This is a genomic window from Streptomyces sp. NPDC052012 (assembly GCF_040689265.1).
Lineage (GTDB): Bacteria > Actinomycetota > Actinomycetes > Streptomycetales > Streptomycetaceae > Streptomyces.
On the sequence record NZ_JBFAXA010000001.1, the window covers coordinates 225,025 to 243,544 of the forward strand.

At 72.3% G+C, this 18,520-nt stretch carries 13 protein-coding genes; 6 read left to right on the forward strand and 7 right to left on the reverse strand.

Annotated features, from left to right (window positions below; all coding sequences use genetic code 11):
• Positions 1-168: 168 nt before the first annotated feature.
• On the reverse strand, positions 169-597 hold the full coding sequence (locus AB0412_RS01000; RefSeq protein WP_366400307.1) for a gamma-glutamylcyclotransferase family protein: 429 nt from the start codon (positions 595-597) through the stop codon (positions 169-171).
• Positions 598-795: 198 nt separating this feature from the next.
• Here AB0412_RS01000 and AB0412_RS01005 point away from each other — a divergent pair, with 198 nt between their 5' ends.
• Entirely contained in the window at positions 796-2,439 is a 1,644-nt protein-coding gene (locus AB0412_RS01005; protein WP_366400308.1) for a M4 family metallopeptidase, read from the forward strand.
• 95 nt (positions 2,440-2,534) lie between these two features.
• Here the strand turns inward: AB0412_RS01005 and AB0412_RS01010 are convergent, their stop codons facing one another.
• Together AB0412_RS01010 and AB0412_RS01015 are read right to left on the reverse strand one after the other, a co-directional pair.
• The gene (locus tag AB0412_RS01010; protein WP_366400309.1) at positions 2,535-4,694 is read right to left on the reverse strand and encodes a molybdopterin oxidoreductase family protein; all 2,160 of its coding nucleotides are present in this window, start codon (positions 4,692-4,694) and stop codon (positions 2,535-2,537) included.
• Between the two features lie 105 nt (positions 4,695-4,799).
• Positions 4,800-5,492: an ElyC/SanA/YdcF family protein gene (locus AB0412_RS01015; protein WP_366400310.1), complete on the reverse strand. Its 693-nt coding sequence runs from the start codon at positions 5,490-5,492 to the stop codon at positions 4,800-4,802.
• 213 nt (positions 5,493-5,705) lie between these two features.
• Here AB0412_RS01015 and AB0412_RS01020 point away from each other — a divergent pair, with 213 nt between their 5' ends.
• From AB0412_RS01020 to dnaG, 4 genes are all read left to right on the forward strand, one after another.
• Positions 5,706-6,536, forward strand: a complete 831-nt coding sequence (locus AB0412_RS01020) for a sirohydrochlorin chelatase (RefSeq protein WP_366400311.1) — start codon at positions 5,706-5,708, stop codon at positions 6,534-6,536.
• 147 nt (positions 6,537-6,683) lie between these two features.
• Positions 6,684-7,961: a deoxyguanosinetriphosphate triphosphohydrolase gene (locus AB0412_RS01025; protein ID WP_366400312.1), complete on the forward strand. Its 1,278-nt coding sequence runs from the start codon at positions 6,684-6,686 to the stop codon at positions 7,959-7,961.
• A 93-nt stretch (positions 7,962-8,054) separates the two neighbouring features.
• Entirely contained in the window at positions 8,055-9,320 is a 1,266-nt protein-coding gene (locus AB0412_RS01030; protein ID WP_366400313.1) for an FAD/NAD(P)-binding oxidoreductase, read from the forward strand.
• A gap of 46 nt (positions 9,321-9,366) precedes the next feature.
• Complete coding sequence (gene dnaG, locus AB0412_RS01035) at positions 9,367-11,289, forward strand: DNA primase (protein WP_366400314.1); 1,923 nt, start codon at positions 9,367-9,369, stop codon at positions 11,287-11,289.
• Positions 11,290-11,299: 10 nt separating this feature from the next.
• On the opposite strand, the gene AB0412_RS01040 is transcribed toward dnaG, so the two are convergent.
• Positions 11,300-11,590 carry a hypothetical protein gene (locus tag AB0412_RS01040; RefSeq protein WP_366400315.1) on the reverse strand — a complete coding sequence of 97 codons (291 nt, stop codon included), beginning with the start codon at positions 11,588-11,590 and terminating at the stop codon, positions 11,300-11,302.
• Between the two features lie 102 nt (positions 11,591-11,692).
• Here AB0412_RS01040 and AB0412_RS01045 point away from each other — a divergent pair, with 102 nt between their 5' ends.
• Positions 11,693-12,970 (forward strand): RNA polymerase sigma factor, encoded by a 1,278-nt coding sequence (locus AB0412_RS01045; RefSeq protein ID WP_366400316.1) that lies wholly within the window; start codon positions 11,693-11,695, stop codon positions 12,968-12,970.
• Between the two features lie 169 nt (positions 12,971-13,139).
• On the opposite strand, the gene AB0412_RS01050 is transcribed toward AB0412_RS01045, so the two are convergent.
• From AB0412_RS01050 to AB0412_RS01060, 3 genes are all read right to left on the reverse strand, one after another.
• Positions 13,140-15,068 carry an ABC transporter ATP-binding protein gene (locus tag AB0412_RS01050; RefSeq protein WP_366400317.1) on the reverse strand — a complete coding sequence of 643 codons (1,929 nt, stop codon included), beginning with the start codon at positions 15,066-15,068 and terminating at the stop codon, positions 13,140-13,142.
• Positions 15,068-16,801 carry an ABC transporter ATP-binding protein gene (locus tag AB0412_RS01055; RefSeq protein WP_366400318.1) on the reverse strand — a complete coding sequence of 578 codons (1,734 nt, stop codon included), beginning with the start codon at positions 16,799-16,801 and terminating at the stop codon, positions 15,068-15,070. The genes AB0412_RS01050 and AB0412_RS01055 overlap by 1 nt, the downstream gene beginning before the upstream one ends.
• Before the next feature lie 131 nt (positions 16,802-16,932).
• Positions 16,933-18,384, reverse strand: coding sequence for an FGGY family carbohydrate kinase (locus AB0412_RS01060; protein ID WP_366400319.1), 1,452 nt, complete (start codon positions 18,382-18,384; stop codon positions 16,933-16,935).
• Positions 18,385-18,520: the final 136 nt, after the last annotated feature.

An 18,520-nucleotide genomic window follows, 5' to 3' on the forward strand; every position in this document is an offset into this window, starting at 1 on the left:
CCCGCCCGCTCCCTGAGGGGGCGTCAGGAGGCGGGCTGAATGGGTGTCAGACGGGCCGGGCGGGCTGCTTCGGCCCGCGCGTTTCAGCAGGTCACCGGCGTCCGGCCGGGCGTATGAGAGTGAACTGCCCGAAGAGTGCGCGACGCGGCTGTGAACGGGTGACCCCCCTCAGGGGATGTCCGCGCGCCCCCGGCCCCGCCAGTCCCCGCCCTCGACCGGCTTCCCCCGGCCCCGCAGCCGTGCGGCGACGGCGGGGGCGGCGACGTACACCCAGGCCCGTACGGCCGTGCCGTCGGCGGTACGGAGCACCTCGCGCTCCACCCGCTCGTACAGGTTGCGCGGATCGCCCGGCGCGTAGTCCTCCAGCCGGTCCAGTTCCGCGAGCAGGGCCGTGTACTCCTCCTCGCGGGCCGTGATCAGCTCCCCGCTCACCACCCCGCCCGGCTCCTCCACGGCGTACGGATAGCCCGGCCCGTCGTACAGCACCGCGCCCGGCAGCCGGCCGGGCTCCTCCGCGAGCGTACGGCCGCGCAGGAACAGGTCGTGGTTGACCTCGCCGGGGCGGAGGGTGCCGTAGACGAAGAAGGGGAGAGTCACGCGTTCACCTGCGGGGACGGTCGGCGGAGCCCCTCTGCACCGAAGTGCCACCGGAGCCTTGCAGGAACGATTCTCACCCCTCACACACCCCCACATTCCCGCTATGGACATGCCATGTCCGGCCCCACTTGAATCGCGGTCACCATCCCCGCCGCCCCTCCCCCCACCCGCATCGGGGCGCCCGTCCCAGGAGACCGCTTGAGCCCGATACGGCATGTCCGACGTCCCCGTCCCGTCACCGCCGGTGTGGCCGTCACCGGCGCCGCCCTGCTGGCCGCCGCCCTGTCCCCCACCGCCGGCGCGACCGACCGGCCGACCCGCGCCACCGCGCTCGGCCACGCGGCATCGGCCCTCACCGAGCACGCCGCCGCCCTGGGCCTCACCGCCGCCCAGGACACCGAGGTGCGCGACGTGATCGTGGACAAGGACGGCACCCAGCACATCCGTTACGACCGCACCTACCGCCGGCTCCCCGTCCTCGGCGGCGACTTCGTCGTCCACCTCGCCCCCGACGGCACCTACCTCGGCGCCGACCGCGCGACCAAGTCCGCGATCGACCTGTCCACCGTCACCCCGAAGCTCACCGCACCCAAGGCCGCCGACCTCGCGGCGAACGCCCTGCGCGCCGCCCACCTCGGCGAGACCCTCAGGAAGCTCACCGCCAAGCCCCGGCTGGTGGTCGACGCCCTGCACGGCACCCCCCGACTGGCCTGGCGCACCGACGCGGTGGCCCAGGACGGCCTCGGCAACCCCGTCGCCCGCACCGTGCTCACCGACGCGCACACCGGCGCCCGCATCGACTCCTGGGACAGCATCGAGACCGCCTCCGGCGACGGCAGGTCCCTGTACGGCGGCACGGTCCCGCTGGAGACCACGCCCTCCGGATCGGCGTACCAGCTGAAGGACCCCACACGCGGCGGCACCTACACCGGCGACGCGGGCAACAAGACCGACCTGTGCGTCCTGGCCGTCTGCCTCACCCGGGCACCGGCCACGGTCTTCACCGACGCCGACAACCACTGGGGCGACGGCACCGGGTCCGACCGCTCCACGGCCGCGGTGGACGCCCAGTACGGCACCGACGTCACCTGGGACTACTACGAGGACGTCCACGGCCGCCGCGGCATCGCGGGCGACGGCAAGGGCTCCTACAACCGTGTGCACTACGGCAACAAGTACAACAACGCCTTCTGGGACGACAGCTGCTTCTGCATGACCTACGGAGACGGTGACGGCACACAGATGGGCCCGCTGGTCTCGCTCGACGTCGCCGGGCACGAGATGACGCACGGAGTGACCTCGAAGACGGCCGCCCTGACGTACTCGGGCGAGTCCGGCGGGCTCAACGAGGCCACCTCCGACATCTTCGGCACCCTCGTCGAATTCCACGCGGCCAACCCGGAGGACCCCGGCGACTACCTGATCGGCGAGAAGATCGTCCGGGACGGCTTCGGCAAGGACGCCCTGCGCTACATGGACAAGCCGTCGAAGGACGGCAAGTCCGCCGACTGCTGGGACACCTCGGTCAAGGACCTCGACGTCCACTACTCCTCCGGCGTCGCCAACCACTTCGCGTACCTGCTCGCCGAGGGCAGCGGCGCGAAGACCCTGGGCGGCGTCGCCCACGACTCCCCGACCTGCGACGGCTCGACGGTCACCGGCATCGGCCGCGCCAAGCTCGGCAGGATCTGGTACCGCGCCCTGACCGTCCACATGACCTCGTCGACCGACTACGCGGGCGCCCGCACGGCCACACTGAAGGCGGCCGGCGACCTCTACGGCGAGGGCGGCACGGAGCACAAGGCGGTCGCGGCGGCGTGGAGCGCGGTCGGCGTGGGCTGAACGCGACGGCCACGGCACGACGCGAGGGCCGGTGCACCCACCCCGGGCGCACCGGCCCCCGCCGGGTCCGGATGCCCGGGCCCTGCGGACACCCCCTAAGCCCGCACCGCCTCCACCCGCACCGCGCACGCCTTGAACTCCGGCATGCGGGAGGTCGGGTCGAGGGCGGGGTTGGTGAGGGTGTTGGCACGGCCTTCGCCCGCCCAGTGGAAGGGCATGAACACCGTGTCGGGCCGGATCGCGGTGGTGATGCGCGCCGGTGCGACCGCCCGGCCCCGCCGGGACACCACCGCCACCGGGTCGCCCTCGGCCGCACCGAGCCGCTCCGCGAGCCGCGGGTGCAGCTCCACGAACGGGCCGGGCGCGGCGGCGTTCAGCTCGTCGACGCGCCGGGTCTGGGCGCCCGACTGGTACTGGGAGACCACCCGCCCGGTGGTCAGCAGCACCGGGTACTCCTCGTCGGGCTCCTCGGCGATCGCGCGGTGCGAGACGGGGACGAAGCGGGCGCGGCCGTCGTCGGTGGCGAAACGGTCGAGGAACAGGCGCGGGGTGCCGGGGTGGACGCCGGCCGGCGTCTCGTCGCGCGCCGGGTCGTCGGCCACCGCGTCCAGGGAGGCGTCCTCGGGATCCTCCGCCGGCGCCGTCTCCGCTGCCGGGCACGGCCAGAACACGCCGTTCTCCTCCGCCAGCCTGCGATACGTGATCCCGGAGTAGTCCGCGGGGCCGCCCGCGCTCGCCCGGCGCAGCTCCTCGAAGACCTCCTCGGGGTCGGTCGGGAAGCCCTTCTCCACACCGAGGCGGGCGGCAAGTTCGTGCAGCACGTACAGGTCGCTGTGCACACCCTCCGGCGGGGTGATCGCGCGGCGGCGCAGCAGCACCCGGCCCTCGAGGTTGGTCGTCGTGCCCGTCTCCTCCGCCCACTGCGTCACCGGCAGCACGACATCGGCCAGCGCGGCCGTCTCCGACAGCACCACGTCGCACACCGCCAGGAAGTCCAGCGACCGGATCCGCTCCTCGATGTGCGCGGCGCGCGGCGCCGACACCACCGGGTTGGAGCCCATCAGCAGCAGCGACCGGATGTCCGTGCCCAGCGCGTCCAGCAGCTCGTACGCACTGCGTCCGGGCCCCGGCAGCGAGTCGGGGTCCACGCCCCACACCTCGGCGACATGCCGGCGCGCCTCCGGATCGGTGAGCTTGCGGTAGCCCGGCAGCTGGTCGGCCTTCTGGCCGTGCTCGCGCCCGCCCTGCCCGTTGCCCTGCCCGGTCAGGCAGCCGTACCCGGACAGCGGGCGCCCCGCGCGCCCCGTCGCCAGGACGAGGTTGATCCACGCGCCCACCGTGTCCGTCCCCTTGGACTGCTGCTCGGGCCCCCGCGCGGTGAGCACCATGGCGTGCTCCGGCTCACAGAACAGCCGTACCGCTTCCCTGAGGTGAGGAACGGACACCCCCGTGATCCGCTCCACGTACTCCGGCCAGTGCGCCATGGCCGCGGCCCGGGTCTCCTCCCAGCCGACGGTGCGTTCCTGGATGTACTGCTCGTCGGTGCGCCCCTCGGCGACGATCAGATGCAGCAGGCCCAGGGCCAGCGCGAGATCGGTGCCCGGCCGGGGCGCGAGGTGCAGGTCGGCCTGCTCGGCCGTCCTGGTGCGGCGCGGGTCGATGACGATGAGCGTGCCGCCGTTCTCCCTGAGCTCGGTGAAGTACCGCAGCGACGGCGGCATGGTCTCGGCGGGGTTCGAACCGACGAGGACGACGCATCCGGTCCTCGGGATGTCCTCCAGCGGGAACGGCAGCCCGCGGTCCAGCCCGAACGCCTTGGTGCCCGCGGCCGCGGCGGAGGACATGCAGAACCGTCCGTTGTAGTCGATCTGCGAGGTCCCCAGCACGACCCGCGCGAACTTCCCGAGCGCGTACGCCTTCTCGTTGGTCAGCCCGCCCCCGCCGAACACTCCGACCGCGTCCGCGCCGTGGCCGGCCCGCGTACGGCTGAGCGCTCCGGCGATCCGGTCCAGCGCCTCGCCCCACGTGGCCGGCACCAGTGTGCCGTCCTGCGAGCGGACCAACGGCGAGGTCAGCCGCACGCCCGAGGACAGCACCGCCGGCGCGGTACGCCCCTTGCCGCACAGTGCCCCCCGGTTCACCGGGAAGTCCGCGCGCTCGCTCACCTCGACGGTCCCGCCGGCGGCGGGCGTCAGATTCATCCCGCACTGCAGGGCGCAGTAGGGGCAGTGCGTGGGCGTCACGGTGTTCTGCATAGGGTTCAGCGTGCGTCGCCGGTGTTACGCATCGCGCCGACCCCTGTTACACACCCGGTACGGCGACCTCCCCGCGCCCGCGGGCCGACGGTGAGGGCCGCCCGGTCACGACCTGCGGCTCTCCGCCAGCGCCCGCTCGACGCCCGGCTCCCGCGGCCCGAGGAAGCGCGGATCCGGCCGGAACAGAGCATCGGCGGCCGCCTTTCCCGCCGCGAGGACCTCCCGGACGGCCCCGTAGTACCAGGTGCCGTCGTGCGGTTCGTCGACGCCGACGCCGTACGGGGTGACCCCGGCCGCCTGGCACAGCGCCACCGCCCGCCGGACGTGGAAGCCCTGGCTGATCAGGACCGCACGGTCCACGCCGAAGATCTTCTTCGCGCGCACGCAGGAGTCCCACGTGTCGAAGCCCGCGTAGTCGCTGACGATGCGCGCGTCGGGCACGCCGTGCCGGGTCAGATACGCGCGCATCGCGTCCGGCTCGTCGTAGTCGACGCGGCTGTTGTCACCGGTGACCAGGACCACCTCGATCCGGCCCGCCCGGTACAGCTCGGCCGCCGCGTCCAGCCGGTGGGCGAGATACGGCGACGGCTCGCCCTGCCACAGCCCCGCGCCGAACACCACGGCGACCTCCGCACGCGGCACGTCCGCGGCGGTGTGCAGCCGCCCGTCCGCCGCCAGCCGCAGCCACGCTCCCGGCAGCAGCGCGAGCACACCCACCGCCATCACCGCCTGCACCAGCCGGCGCTGCCCCTTGCGGGTGCGCGGCAGACGCGGCGTGCGGACGGTGAAACGGCGCATCGGACGGCCCCCTCCGGGTCGGCTCTCGACCGTCAGAGACGTCCAGGCACCCCCCTCCGGTTCGTCCGGCGCCCTGTGACCAGCTTCACCCCGAACGGCGAAACCCCAGGTCACAACGGCTCACACCCCGCACGGGCGCCACCGTGAACCGCTGGAAAACACCCGTCATGACCGCGCAACGGGGAGGCAACGTGCCGCCGCCACCATCGGTGCATGACGGCGACGCACCTCGACAGTACGGCGGACCTCATGAACCGGATCACCACCAGGCTCGCGGGACAGCTCGGCCTCGTCACGCTGAGCGGCCGTCGCCGCCCGGCACCGCCCGCCCTCGTCGTGGTGGCCCACGGCAGCCGCGACCCCCGTGCGCTGAGCACCGTACGGGACCTCCTCGACCGCGTCCGCGCCCTGCGCCCCGGTCTGCCCGTCCACCTGGGCCACATCGAGCTGAACGCCCCGCTGCTGCCCGACACGCTCGCCGGCCTCGGCACGGCCGAGGCGATCCTGGTGCCGCTGCTGCTCAGCCGCGGCTACCACGTCAAACGGGACATACCCGAGATGGCCGCCGCGTCCGAGGTGCACGCACGCGTGGCCCCGGCACTCGGTCCCCACCCCCTCCTCGTCGACGCCCTGCACGCCCGCCTCACCGAGGCCGGCTGGCCCGGGACGCCCGCCCGGAACAGCGCCGTCGTGCTCGCCGCCGCGGGCTCCCGCGATCCCGAGGCGAAGACCGACACCCAGCGCACCGCCGACCTCCTCGCCGCGCGCCTGGGCGTGCCGGTGCTCCCGGCCTACGCGACCACCGCGACCCCCACGATCCCGGACGCCGTCCGCACACTGGCGGCCCGTGGCTTCACCAGGGTGGCCGTGGCGTCCTACTTCACGGCCCCCGGCCGCTTCGCCACGGAGTGCGCACAGGCAGCTCCGTGGATCGCCTCGTCCCCCCTGGGCACCCACGAGGGGATGGCCCACCTCCTCCTCCACCGCTACGACCAGACGCGGGCAACCCCGGCCGAGACGCTCCCCGAACTGGCCTCGGCTTAGAACTCCGGCACGGGCGAGTGGCCCAAGGGGCGCGGGGACCTGCGCGACAAGCCACCCACGACCCGCACCCGCAAGCTCTCATAACCCGGCGGACGAGTAGGCGAACCACACCCCCCATCTGTCAGCACCCCCTATTACTGTCGGTGCATGCACTACGACGAGTCCGCAGTGGAACGCTGGGCCCCGGAACCGGACAAGCGCCCCGGCCGCACCGCCTTCCAACGCGACCGCGCCCGCATCCTCCACTCCTCCGCGCTGAGAAGACTCGCCGGCAAGACCCAGGTGGTGACCCCCGGCACGACCAGCCAGGCCTGGGACCCCAGCCCCCGCACCCGCCTCACCCACTCCCTGGAGTGCGCCCAGGTCGGCCGCGAGCTGGGCGCGGCCCTCGGCTGCGACCCCGACCTCGTGGAGGCCGCCTGCCTGGCCCACGACCTCGGCCATCCCCCCTTCGGCCACAACGGCGAACAGGCCCTCAACGAGTTCGCGGAGGACTGCGGCGGCTTCGAGGGCAACGCCCAGTCCCTGCGCCTGCTCACCCGCATCGAACCCAAGCGGTTCACCCCGGAGGGCTCCGTCGGCCTCAACCTCACCCGCGCCACCCTCGACGCCGCCACCAAATACCCGTGGCCCCGAGGCGCCCACCCCACCGACCCGGCCTCCCCGAAGTTCGGTGTCTACGACGACGACCGCCCCGTCTTCGACTGGCTCCGCAAGGCCGCCCCCGGCACCCGCACCTGCTTCGAGGCCCAGGTCATGGACTGGGCCGACGACGTGGCGTACTCCGTGCACGACGTGGAGGACGGCCTGCACGCCGGCCACATCGACCCCGGCTGCCTGCACGCCGAGCCCGAACGCCAGGCGGTCTTCGCCGTCGCCGCCGGCCGCTACGCCGGACCCGGCACCGACCCCGCCGAACTCGCCGACGCCCTCGACCGCCTCCTCGCCCAGGAGTGGTGGCCGCACGGCTACGACGGCACCGCCGTCGCCCAGGCCCGGCTGAAGGACGCCACCAGCCAGCTCATCGGCCGCTTCTGCCTCGCCGCCGAGGGCGCCACCCGCCAGACCTACGGCGACGGGGACCTCACCCGCTACGACGCCGAACTCGTCGTACCGAGAAGCACGCGGCTGGAGTGCGCCGTCCTCAAGGCCGTGGCCGACCGTTACGTCATGCAGCGCGACGAGCAGGAGCGGCTGCGCGCCGACCAGCGGATCGTCGTCGTCGAACTGGCCGAGGCGCTCACCGCCCGCGCCCCCCACGGCCTCGACCCGCAGTTCCGCGCGCTGTTCGACGAGGCGCCGGACGACCGGGCCCGCAAGCGGGTGATCGTCGACCAGATCGCCAACCTCACCGACGCCTCCGCCCGCGCGCTGCACGCCCGGCTGACGGGACAGAGGCCGGGAGCAAAGTCCCCTCGAATGTGACGGCCGGTGGCCTGATCGGGTCACTCCCTCTTCCCGCGCCCGGTCGTGTGCGGGACGCTCGCAAGTGGCGGCACCCTTACGAGGAGGCATCAAGTGGTCGACGCGGATCAGACATTCGTCATCGTCGGAGGCGGCCTGGCCGGCGCGAAGGCGGCCGGGACGCTGCGTGAGGAGGGCTTCACCGGCCGCGTGATACTGATCTGCGACGAGCGCGACCACCCGTACGAACGTCCACCGCTGTCCAAGGGCTATCTGCTCGGCAAGGAGGAACGCGACAGCGTCTTCGTGCACGAGCCCGCCTGGTACGCACGCCACGACATCGAGCTCCACCTCGGCCAGACCGTCGACGCCGTCGACCGCGCCGCCCGCACCGTCCGCTTCGGCGAGGACGGCACCACCGTCCGCTACGACAAACTGCTCCTGGCCACCGGCGCCGAGCCCCGCCGCCTCGACATCCCGGGCACGGACCTCGCCGGTGTCCACCACCTGCGCCGCCTCGCCCACGCCGAACGCCTCAAGGGCGTCCTGACCTCCCTCGGCCGCGACAACGGACATCTGGTGATCGCCGGCGCCGGCTGGATCGGCCTGGAGGTCGCGGCGGCGGCCCGCGAGTACGGCGCGGAGGTCACCGTCGTGCACCGCGGCCCGACCCCGCTGCACTCGGTCCTCGGGCCCGAGCTCGGCCAGCTCTTCGCCGAGCTGCACCGCGAGCACGGCGTCCGCTTCCACTTCGGCGTCACCCTCACCGAGATCACCGGCCAGGACGGCATGGTCCTCGCCGCCCGCACGGACGACGGCGAGGAGCACCCGGCGCACGCGGTCCTCGCGGCGATCGGCGCCGCCCCGCGGACCGCGCTCGCGGAGGCGGCGGGCCTGGAGCTCGCCGACCCCGCGGACGGCGGCGGCGTCCTCGTCGACGAACGGCTGCGCACGTCCGACCCCGACATCCACGCGGCCGGTGACGTCGCGTCCTTCCCGCACTCCCTGTTCGGCACGCGGCTGCGCGTCGAGCACTGGGCCAACGCGCTGAACGGCGGACCGGCGGCGGCGCGGGCGATGCTGGGCCGGGAGGAGATCTACGACCGCGTCCCCTACTTCTTCACCGACCAGTACGACCTGGGGATGGAGTACTCGGGCTGGGCGCCGCCGGGGTCGTACGACCAGGTGGTGATCCGGGGGGACGCGGGGAAGCGGGAGTTCATCGCGTTCTGGGTGCGGGAGGGCAGGGTGCTGGCCGGGATGAACGTGAATGTGTGGGACGTCACGGACCCGATCCAGCGGCTGATCCGTTCCCGGGCCCAGGTGGACACGGAGGCCCTGGCAGACCCGCACGTACCCCTCGAAAGCCTCGCGTCCTGACATCACGCCGCACAGGAGTGTCAGTCCGCCCCCGTAGAATTCACGCGTGGCTGGACGGATCAACGACGAGGACGTGAAGGCGGTACGGGACGCGGTCCCGATCGACGCCGTGGTGTCCGAGTACCTCCAGCTTCGAGGCGCGGGCGGCGGCAACCTCAAGGGGCTGTGCCCGTTCCACGACGAGAAGTCCCCGTCCTTCCAGGTCAGCCCCAGCAAGGGGCTGTTCCACTGCTTCGGCTGCCAGGAGGGCGGCGACACCATCACGTTCGTGATGAAGATCGACCACCTCTCCTTCTCGGAGGCGGTCGAGCGCCTGGCCGGTCAGGCGGGCATCACCCTGCGCTACGAGGAGGGCGGGTACAACCCCGCCCACCAGCGCGGCGAGCGGATCCGCCTGGTCGAGGCCCACAAGATCGCCGCCGAGTGGTACGCGGAACAGCTCGCGGCCAGCCCCGAGGCGGAGACCGGCCGGATCTTCCTCGCCGAGCGCGGCTTCGACCAGGCCGCCGCCGTCCACTTCGGCGTCGGCTACAGCCCCCAGGGCTGGGACCACCTCACCCGCTATCTGCGCGGCAAGGGCTTCAGCGACAAGGAGCTGATCCTCTCCGGACTCTCCCAGGAGGGCCGCCGCGGACCCATCGACCGCTTCCGCGGCCGGCTGATGTGGCCCATCCGCGACATCGGCGGCGACGTCGTCGGCTTCGGCGCCCGCAAGCTGTACGAGGCGGACAACGGCCCGAAGTACCTGAACACCCCCGACACGGCGATCTACAAGAAGTCCCAGGTGCTGTACGGCATCGACCTGGCGAAGAAGGACATCGCCAAGTCGTCCCGCGCGGTCGTGGTCGAGGGCTACACGGACGTCATGGCCTGCCACCTCGCCGGCGTGACGACCGCCATCGCCACCTGCGGCACCGCCTTCGGCGGCGACCACATCAAGATCCTGCGCCGCCTGCTCATGGACAACGGCAGCGCACGCGTCATCTTCACCTTCGACGGCGACGCGGCCGGTCAGAAGGCCGCCCTGCGCGCCTTCGAGGACGACCAGAAGTTCGCCGCCGAGACCTACATCGCCATCGCCCCCGACGGCATGGACCCCTGCGACCTCCGCCTGGCGAAGGGCGACGAGGCGGTCGCCGACCTGGTCGAACCCCGCACCCCGCTCTTCGAGTTCGCCCTGCGCCAGATCGTCTCCCGCTACGACCTGGACACCCCGGCCGGTCGTGCCGCGGCCCTCGACGAGGCGGCGCCCGTCGTCGCCCGCATCAAGAACAGCGGCGCCCAGCACGAGGTCGCCGTCCAGCTCGCCGGGATGCTCGGCATCCTGGACACCCAGTTCGTGGTGAAGCGGGTCGCCCAGCTGGCCCGCTGGGCCCGCGACCGTGGCGGCAAGGGCCCGGCGCCGGACCGGCAGCAGCGCGGCGGCGGCCCCCAGCAGCACGCCCCGGCTCCGGCCGCCCCGCGCGGCCCCGCCCTCAACCTCCGCAACCCCGTCTACGCCACCGAGCGTGAGCTGCTGAAACTCGCCCTCCAGCGCCCCGAGTTGGTCTCCCCGGCCTTCGACGCGTACGGCGTCGACGAGTTCACCGCCCCGCCCTACGCGGCCGTACGCCAGGCCATCCTGGACGCGGGCGGCGCCGAGTACGGCATCCAGGACCCGCAGGAGTACCTGATCCGCGTCCGCGACGCCGCCCCCGACGACACCGTCCGCGCCATGGTCACCGAACTCGCCGTCGAGGCGATCATGCTGCACCGGGGCGTCAAGGAGGTCGACGACAACTACGCCGGCGCGCAGCTGGTCACCGTCCGCCGCCGCGCCGTGGAACGCCGCATCCGCGACATCACCAGCCGCCTCACCCGCCTCGGCAGCCACGCCGATCCGGCCGAACTGGCCGCCGTGCAGAACGAGTTGTGGGTCCTCCAGCAGTACGACCAGGCGCTGCGCGAACACGGCGCGGCGGCGCTGTAGGCGGACGGGCTCAGGTCTCCGCGAACGTCGGCGTCGCCGCCCGCACCAGCCGGTCGGCGAACTCCCGTCGGAGCCGTCCGTCGCCCATCGACACATCGCTGTCGTGCAGCACGGACTCCCGCTCCACGCCCAGCACTTCAAGACCGTCCAGGTCCGCCGGCAGCCGTCCCAGGACCCGCCCCGCGCCCTCGGCGTCCGCCCCGTGACTGCGCTGGGTGACGAACCGCTCGTGCCGCGCGCCGGCCCGCACCCGACGGGCGGACACCGGCGGATCGTCCCGGATCACACGGATGTTCGGCATCCGGGTTTCCGCGCCGCGTAACCGCGCGGTCACGGACCGGACGCAAAAAGTCATGGCACGCCCCTCGTGGGGACGATGTGTCGTACCCCACACTGGGGTGCGGTGCCTGAGTCCTCGGAGCGCGGCCGATCCGTCCCTGACGGGTCCCAGACCCCCGCGGTTCCGCTCATCGCGTACGGGACGGACAGCGGCGAGGCCGCCGACTCCGCCCCCGAAGTACCGCTGCCGTCCCCCCTGGCAGCGATCATCCTGGAGGTCGCCCCCGTGCAGACCCAGACCCTCACCCAGACCGACACCAGTACCGTCGGCACGCAGCCGGACGCGGACGTACTGCTGGCGATGCCCCCGCAGAGCCGCGTCATGCACCACCCCGGATCCGAGACCGAGTCCGACCCCCCGGCCGACGCGCCGGAGGCGGCCGAGCCCCCCGAACCGGCCGAGGCGCCGCCCCTCCGGCCCGAGACCGGTGGCCCGTCCTCGGACCTGTTCCGCCAGTACCTGCGGGAGATCGGCCGCATCCCCCTGCTCACCGCGGCCGAGGAGGTCGAACTCGCCCGCCGGGTGGAGGCCGGGCTGTTCGCCGAGGAGAAGCTGCGGCTCACACCCGACCTGGACAGTCAGCTCGCCCTCGACCTGGACCGGCTCGTGGTCATGGGCCGGATGGCCAAACGCCGTCTGATCGAGGCGAACCTGCGGCTCGTCGTCTCCGTGGCGAAGCGGTACGTCGGACGCGGGCTGACCATGCTGGACCTCGTCCAGGAGGGCAACCTCGGACTGATCCGCGCGGTCGAGAAGTTCGACTACGCCCGCGGCTACAAGTTCTCCACGTACGCCACGTGGTGGATCCGCCAGGCCATGTCACGTGCGCTCGCCGACCAGGCCCGCACGATCCGGGTGCCCGTCCACGTCGTCGAGCTGATCAACCGCGTCGTCCGCGTGCAGCGCCGCATGCTCCAGGAACGCGGCTACGAGCCCACCCCGGACGAGGTCGCCGCGCACCTCGACCTGCCACCCGAGCGCGTCGGTGAGGTGCTGCGCCTCGCCCAGGAACCGGTGTCGCTCCACGCGCCGGTGGGCGAGGAGGACGACGTCGCCCTCGGTGACCTGATCGAGGACGGCGATGCGGCGAGCCCTGTGGAGTCGGCGGCGTTCCTGTTGCTGCGGGAGCACTTGGAGGCGGTGCTGTCGACGTTGGGGGAGCGGGAGCGGAAGGTCGTGCAGCTGCGGTACGGGCTGGCGGACGGCCGTCCCCGGACGCTGGAGGAGATAGGCCGCATCTTCGGCGTGACGCGGGAGCGGATACGGCAGATCGAGTCCAAGACCCTGAACAAGCTCCGGGATCACGCTTTTGCGGATCAGCTGAGGGGCTATCTGGACTGACGCCGACTGCGGGTGCGTGGGGGCTGATCGCGCAGTTCCCCGCGCCCCTTCAGGGCGCTTAGCTGCGGGCAGTCGTGCCGCTGGGGCGGCACGGGTGGGCGCAGCGGCACCCCGCCAGCGCGGGTAAGCGACACCCACCCCCGCCCAGCCCCAGCGCCGGGCGCGTGACTCAGTCGACCTCGGCCACCGCAGAGGCGAACTGCGCCTGATACAAACGCGCGTAGGCCCCACCCCCGGCCAGCAACTCCCCGTGCGCCCCCTGCTCCACGATCGCCCCGTTCTCCATCACCAGGATCGTGTCCGCATCCCGGATCGTCGACAGCCGATGCGCGATCACGAACGACGTCCGCCCGTGCGCCAGCTTCGCCATCGCCTTCTGAATGAGCACCTCGGTCCTGGTGTCCACCGAACTCGTCGCCTCGTCCAGCACCAGAATCACCGGGTCGGACAGGAACGCCCGCGCGATCGTGATGAGCTGCTTCTCACCCGCGCTCACCCCACTGCCCTCGTCGTCGATCACCGTGTCGTACCCGTCCGGCAGCGTCCGGACGAACCGGTCCGCGTGCGCCGCCCGCGCCGCCTCCTCGATCTCGCCCCGGGTGACCTCCCGCGCGGCCCCGTACGCGATGTTCTCCGCGATGGTCCCGCCGAACAGCCACGTGTCCTGCAGCACCATCCCGATCCCGGCGCGCAGTTCGTCCCGGGACATACGAGCGATGTCCACTCCGTCCAGCGTGATCCGCCCGCCGGACACCTCGTAGAACCGCATCAGCAGATTCACCAGCGTCGTCTTGCCCGCACCGGTCGGGCCGACGATCGCCACCGTGTGCCCGGGTTCCACCTTCAGCGACAGATCCTCGATCAGCGGCTTCTCCGGCTCGTACCGGAACGACACCCGCTCCAGCGCCACCCGCCCGCGCAGCTCCGCGGGCTTCTCGGCCGGTACCGGGTCCGCCTCCTGCTCGTCGGCGTCCAGCAGTTCGAAGACCCGCTCGGCGGAGGCGACACCGGACTGCACCAGGTTCGCCATCGAGGCGACCTGCGTCAGCGGCATCGAGAACTGCCGGGAGTACTGGATGAAGGCCTGCACATCACCGATGGACAGCGCGCCGGACGCGACCCGCAGGCCGCCGACGACCGCCACCAGCACGTAGTTGATGTTCGACACGAAGAACATCAGCGGCTGCATGATCCCGCTGTTGAACTGCGCCCGGAACCCCGCCTCGTACAGCGCCTCGTTCTCCTCGGCGAACCGCTGCGCCGACTCCTCCTGGCGCCCGAACACCTTCACCAGCGTGTGCCCGGTGTACATCTCCTCGATGTGCGCGTTGAGTCTGCCGGTCGTCCGCCACTGCTGCACGAAGTGCGGCTGCGACCGCTTGCCGACACGCGTGGCGACCACGAACGACAGAGGCACGGTCACCAGCGCGACCAGCGCCAGGATCCAGGAGACGTAGAACATCATCGCCAGCACACCGATGATGGTCAGCAGCGAGTTGATCAGCTGGCCCATCGACTGCTGCAGGGTCTGCCCGATGTTGTCGATGTCGTTCGTCGCCCGGCTCAGCACCTCACCGCGCTGCCGCTTGTCGAAGTACGACAGCGGCAGCCGCGACAGCTTCGTCTGCACGTCCTCGCGCATCCGGTACATCGTCCGGTTCACGGCCCGGTTCACCAGCCGCGTCGCCACCGCCATCAGCAGACCGGCGACGGTGAACACGGCGAGCGCGAGCAGCAGGACGTTCCCCACGGCCGTGAAGTCGATGCCCTTGCCCGGGGTGAAGTCGGTGCTGCGCAGCATGTCGGCGACATCGCCGTCGCCGCGCTCCCGCATCGAGTCGAGGACCTGCTCCTTGGTCGCCCCGTCCGGCATCTCGCGTCCGACGATGCCCGCGAAGACCAGGTCGGTCGCCCTGCCGAGGATCTTCGGCCCGACCACGCTGAGCCCGACGCTCAGCACCACACAGGTCAGCAGACCGTAGAGGGTGAGGCGTTCGGGCCGGAACCGGGCGATGAGCCGTTTGCCCGATCCCTTGAAGTCCATCGTCTGCTGGTCGGGGCCGCCCCCGGCCATCATCCGCGCCGCAGGCCCGGCCATCAGGCAGCCTCCGCTTCCGTCAGCTGGGAGAGCACGATCTCCCGGTAGGTCTCGTTGTCCGCCATCAGCTCGTGGTGCCGTCCGGTGCCGACGACCCGGCCCTCGTCCAGCACGATGATCCGGTCGGCGTCCCGGATGGTCGCCACCCGCTGGGCGACGATCACCACGGTCGCCTCGGCCGTCTCCCGCGCCAGCGCCTCGCGCAGCGCCGCGTCGGTGGCGTAGTCGAGCGCGGAGAAGGAGTCGTCGAAGAGGTAGATCTCCGGGCGCTGCACCAGCGTGCGCGCGATGGCGAGGCGCTGGCGCTGACCGCCGGAGACGTTCGTCCCGCCCTGCGCGATCGGCGCGTCCAGCCCGCCGTCGAGCCGCTCGACGAAGTCCTTGGCCTGCGCCACCTCCAGCGCGTGCCACAACTCCTCGTCGGTGGCGTCGGGATTGCCGTAGCGCAGGTTCGTCGCCACCGTGCCCGCGAACAGATACGGCTTCTGCGGGACCAGCCCCACCGTCCGCGCGAGCAGCTGCGGCTCGACGTCCCGCACGGGCACGCCGTCGACCAGCACCTCGCCGTCGGTCGCGTCGAACAACCGGGGAACCAGCCCGAGCAGTGTCGACTTGCCGCTGCCGGTCGAGCCGATGACGGCGGTCACCTCTCCGGGACGCGCCACCAGGTCGACCGCCTTCAGCACCGGCTCCTCGGCACCCGGATAGCGGAAGCCGGCGCCCCGCAGTTCCAGATGCCCGTGCCGGCGCAGCTCGGTGACCGGCGCGACGGGCGGCACCACACTGGAGGACGTGTCCAGCACCTCGTGGATGCGCTCGGCGCACACCTCGGCGCGCGGCACCATCATGAACATGAACGTGGCCATCATCACGGACATGACGATCTGCATCAGATAGGCGAGGAAGGCCGTCAGATCGCCGATCTGCATCCCGCCGCTGTCGATGCGGTGGGCGCCGAACCACACCACCGCGATGGACGACAGGTTCACCACCGTCATGACCACCGGGAACATCAGCGCCAGCAGATTGCCGGTGCCCAGCGACACGTCGGTCAGCTCGGCGTTGGCCTTCCGGAAACGCTGCTCCTCGTAGTCGTCCTTGACGAACGCCCGGATCACCCGGATACCGGTGATCTGCTCGCGCAGCACCCGGTTCACCGTGTCGAGCCGCTCCTGCATGGTGCGGAACAGCGGACGCAGCCGCCGCACGATCAGCGTCACGCAGATGCCCAGCACCGGCACCACCGCGACCAGCACGCCGGACAGCGGCACGTCCAGCCCGAGCGCCATCACGATGCCGCCGACGCACATGATCGGCGCCGACACCATCAGGGTGAACGTCATCAGCGCCAGCATCTGCACCTGCTGGACGTCGTTCGTCGTCCGGGTGATCAGCGAGGGCGCACCGAACTGACCGACCTCACGCGCGGAGAACGACTGCACCCGGTCGAACACGGCCGCCCGCACGTCCCGGCCCAGCGCGGAGGCGGTCCGGGCACCGTGGTAGACGGCACCGATGTTGCACACGACCTGGGCCAGCGAGATCCCGATCATCAAGGCGCCGTAGGCCAGGATGTAGCCGGTGTCACCTTCGACGACACCGTTGTCGATGATGTCCGCGTTGAGCGTGGGCAGGTAGAGCGTGGCGCACGTCTGCAGGAACTGCAGCAGCACCAGAAGGGCGATGGGTCTGGTGTAGGGACGGAGATGGGTCCGCAGAAGTCGTATGAGCACGCTGCTTCTCTCGGGATGGTCGACGCGGGGCGGTTTGGTTGCCCGTGGCCCCTATCGTCGAACACTCCACCCGCGTTACCTCAAGCCATTTACGCCGACCGCGTGTGCTAGGGAGGCTGCCCGGCCACGCCCTACGGCCGGAACGCCCCCGGATGGGTCTGCTCCCGTACGGCCACGAACTGCTGGCGCACCGCCTGCCCCACCGCCAGCTCCTCACCCGGCTCCAGGACCTGCGCCACCGCGCCCTGCCACACCGGCGGGGTGCGCGGATCGAGGGTGCCCTGGGACACCCCGAGCGCCCAGGCCGCCTGCCGGGCGGCGCCGACCGCGGCGTAGTCGGCGGGCTGAGGCACCATCACCTGCGCCCCGAACAGCGAGGGCGCCGCCGCCTGCACGGCCGGCAGCTCCGCGGCCGGTCCCAGCAGGAACACCCGCCGCACCTCCACGCCCCGGCCGCGCAGCACGTCCAGCGCGTCGGCGAGTCCGCACAGCATCCCCTCGAACGCGGCCCGCGCGAGATGCTCCGGCTTCATCGACTCCCGTCTCAGCCCGGCCAGCGTGCCCGCGGTGTGCGGCAGGTTCGGCGTCCGCTCACCCTCCAGATAGGGGAGCAGCACCAGCCCGTGCGCCCCCGGCGTCGACTTCATCGCCAGATCGGACAGGGCCTCCAGATCGGGCAGCCCGAGCAGCTCCGCCGTCCCGCGCAGCGTCCGTACGGCGTTGAGCGTGGTGACGACCGGCAGGTGCATGCCGGTCGCGTCGGCAAGGGCGGTGATCGCGCCGGTCTGGTCGTAGAGCGCCTCCGGGTGCACGGCCATCACGGAGCCGGACGCGCCGAGCGACACCACCGCGTCGCCCAGCCCGATCCCCAGACCGAACGCCGCCGCCTGGGTCTCGCTGGTCCCGGCGGAGATCAGCAGCCCCTCCGGAGTCGTACCCGCCGCGTCCGCCGGGCCGATCACCTCCGGCAGCATCGCCTGGTGCCCGAGCGCCAGCTCCACCAGGTCGGGCCGGTAGCCGCCGGTGGCCGCCGCCCAGTAGCCGGTGCCGGAGGCCCCGCCCCGGTCGGTGGTCCGCCGCACCGGCCGGCCCAGCAGCTGCCACACCAGCCAGTCGTGCGCCTGGAGCAGGACGGCGGTGCGCGCGGCGTTCTCCGGTTCGGTGCGGGCCATCCAGCGCAGCTTGGTCACCGGCTGCGCGGCCTGCGGCACACACCCCACCGCCTGCGCCCACGCCTCGCGCCCGCCGAGCGCGTCGATCAGATCGGCGGCGGCGACCTGCGCGCGCTTGTCCCCGCCGACCATGGCGGGCCGCACGGTGTTGCCCTGCGCGTCCAGCGGCACCAGCGCGTTCGCCTGCGCGGAGACGCCGATGGCCTGCACGCCCTCCAGCAGCCCGCCGCCCGCGGCCTCGCCCAGCGACAGCAGCCAGGCCTGCGGATCGACGTCGGAGGGGCGGGCGCCGTCGGGGCCCTGCACCGGATGCTGGGCATACCCCTGCCTGAGCACGGCTCCGGTGTCCGTGTCACAGACGACGATGCGAGTGAAATCGGGCGCACTGTCCAGCCCGGCGACTATCCCCATGACCAAAATTCTGCCGTACCGATCCGCTTGGGTTGGGCCGTGGGCGCCGTCGGGGTGCCTGTACGGTCTCGGGCGCGGGTGGTCTGCGGCTGGTCGCGCCCCGCGGGGGAGCCGCATTCGGATACAGCCCCGCGCC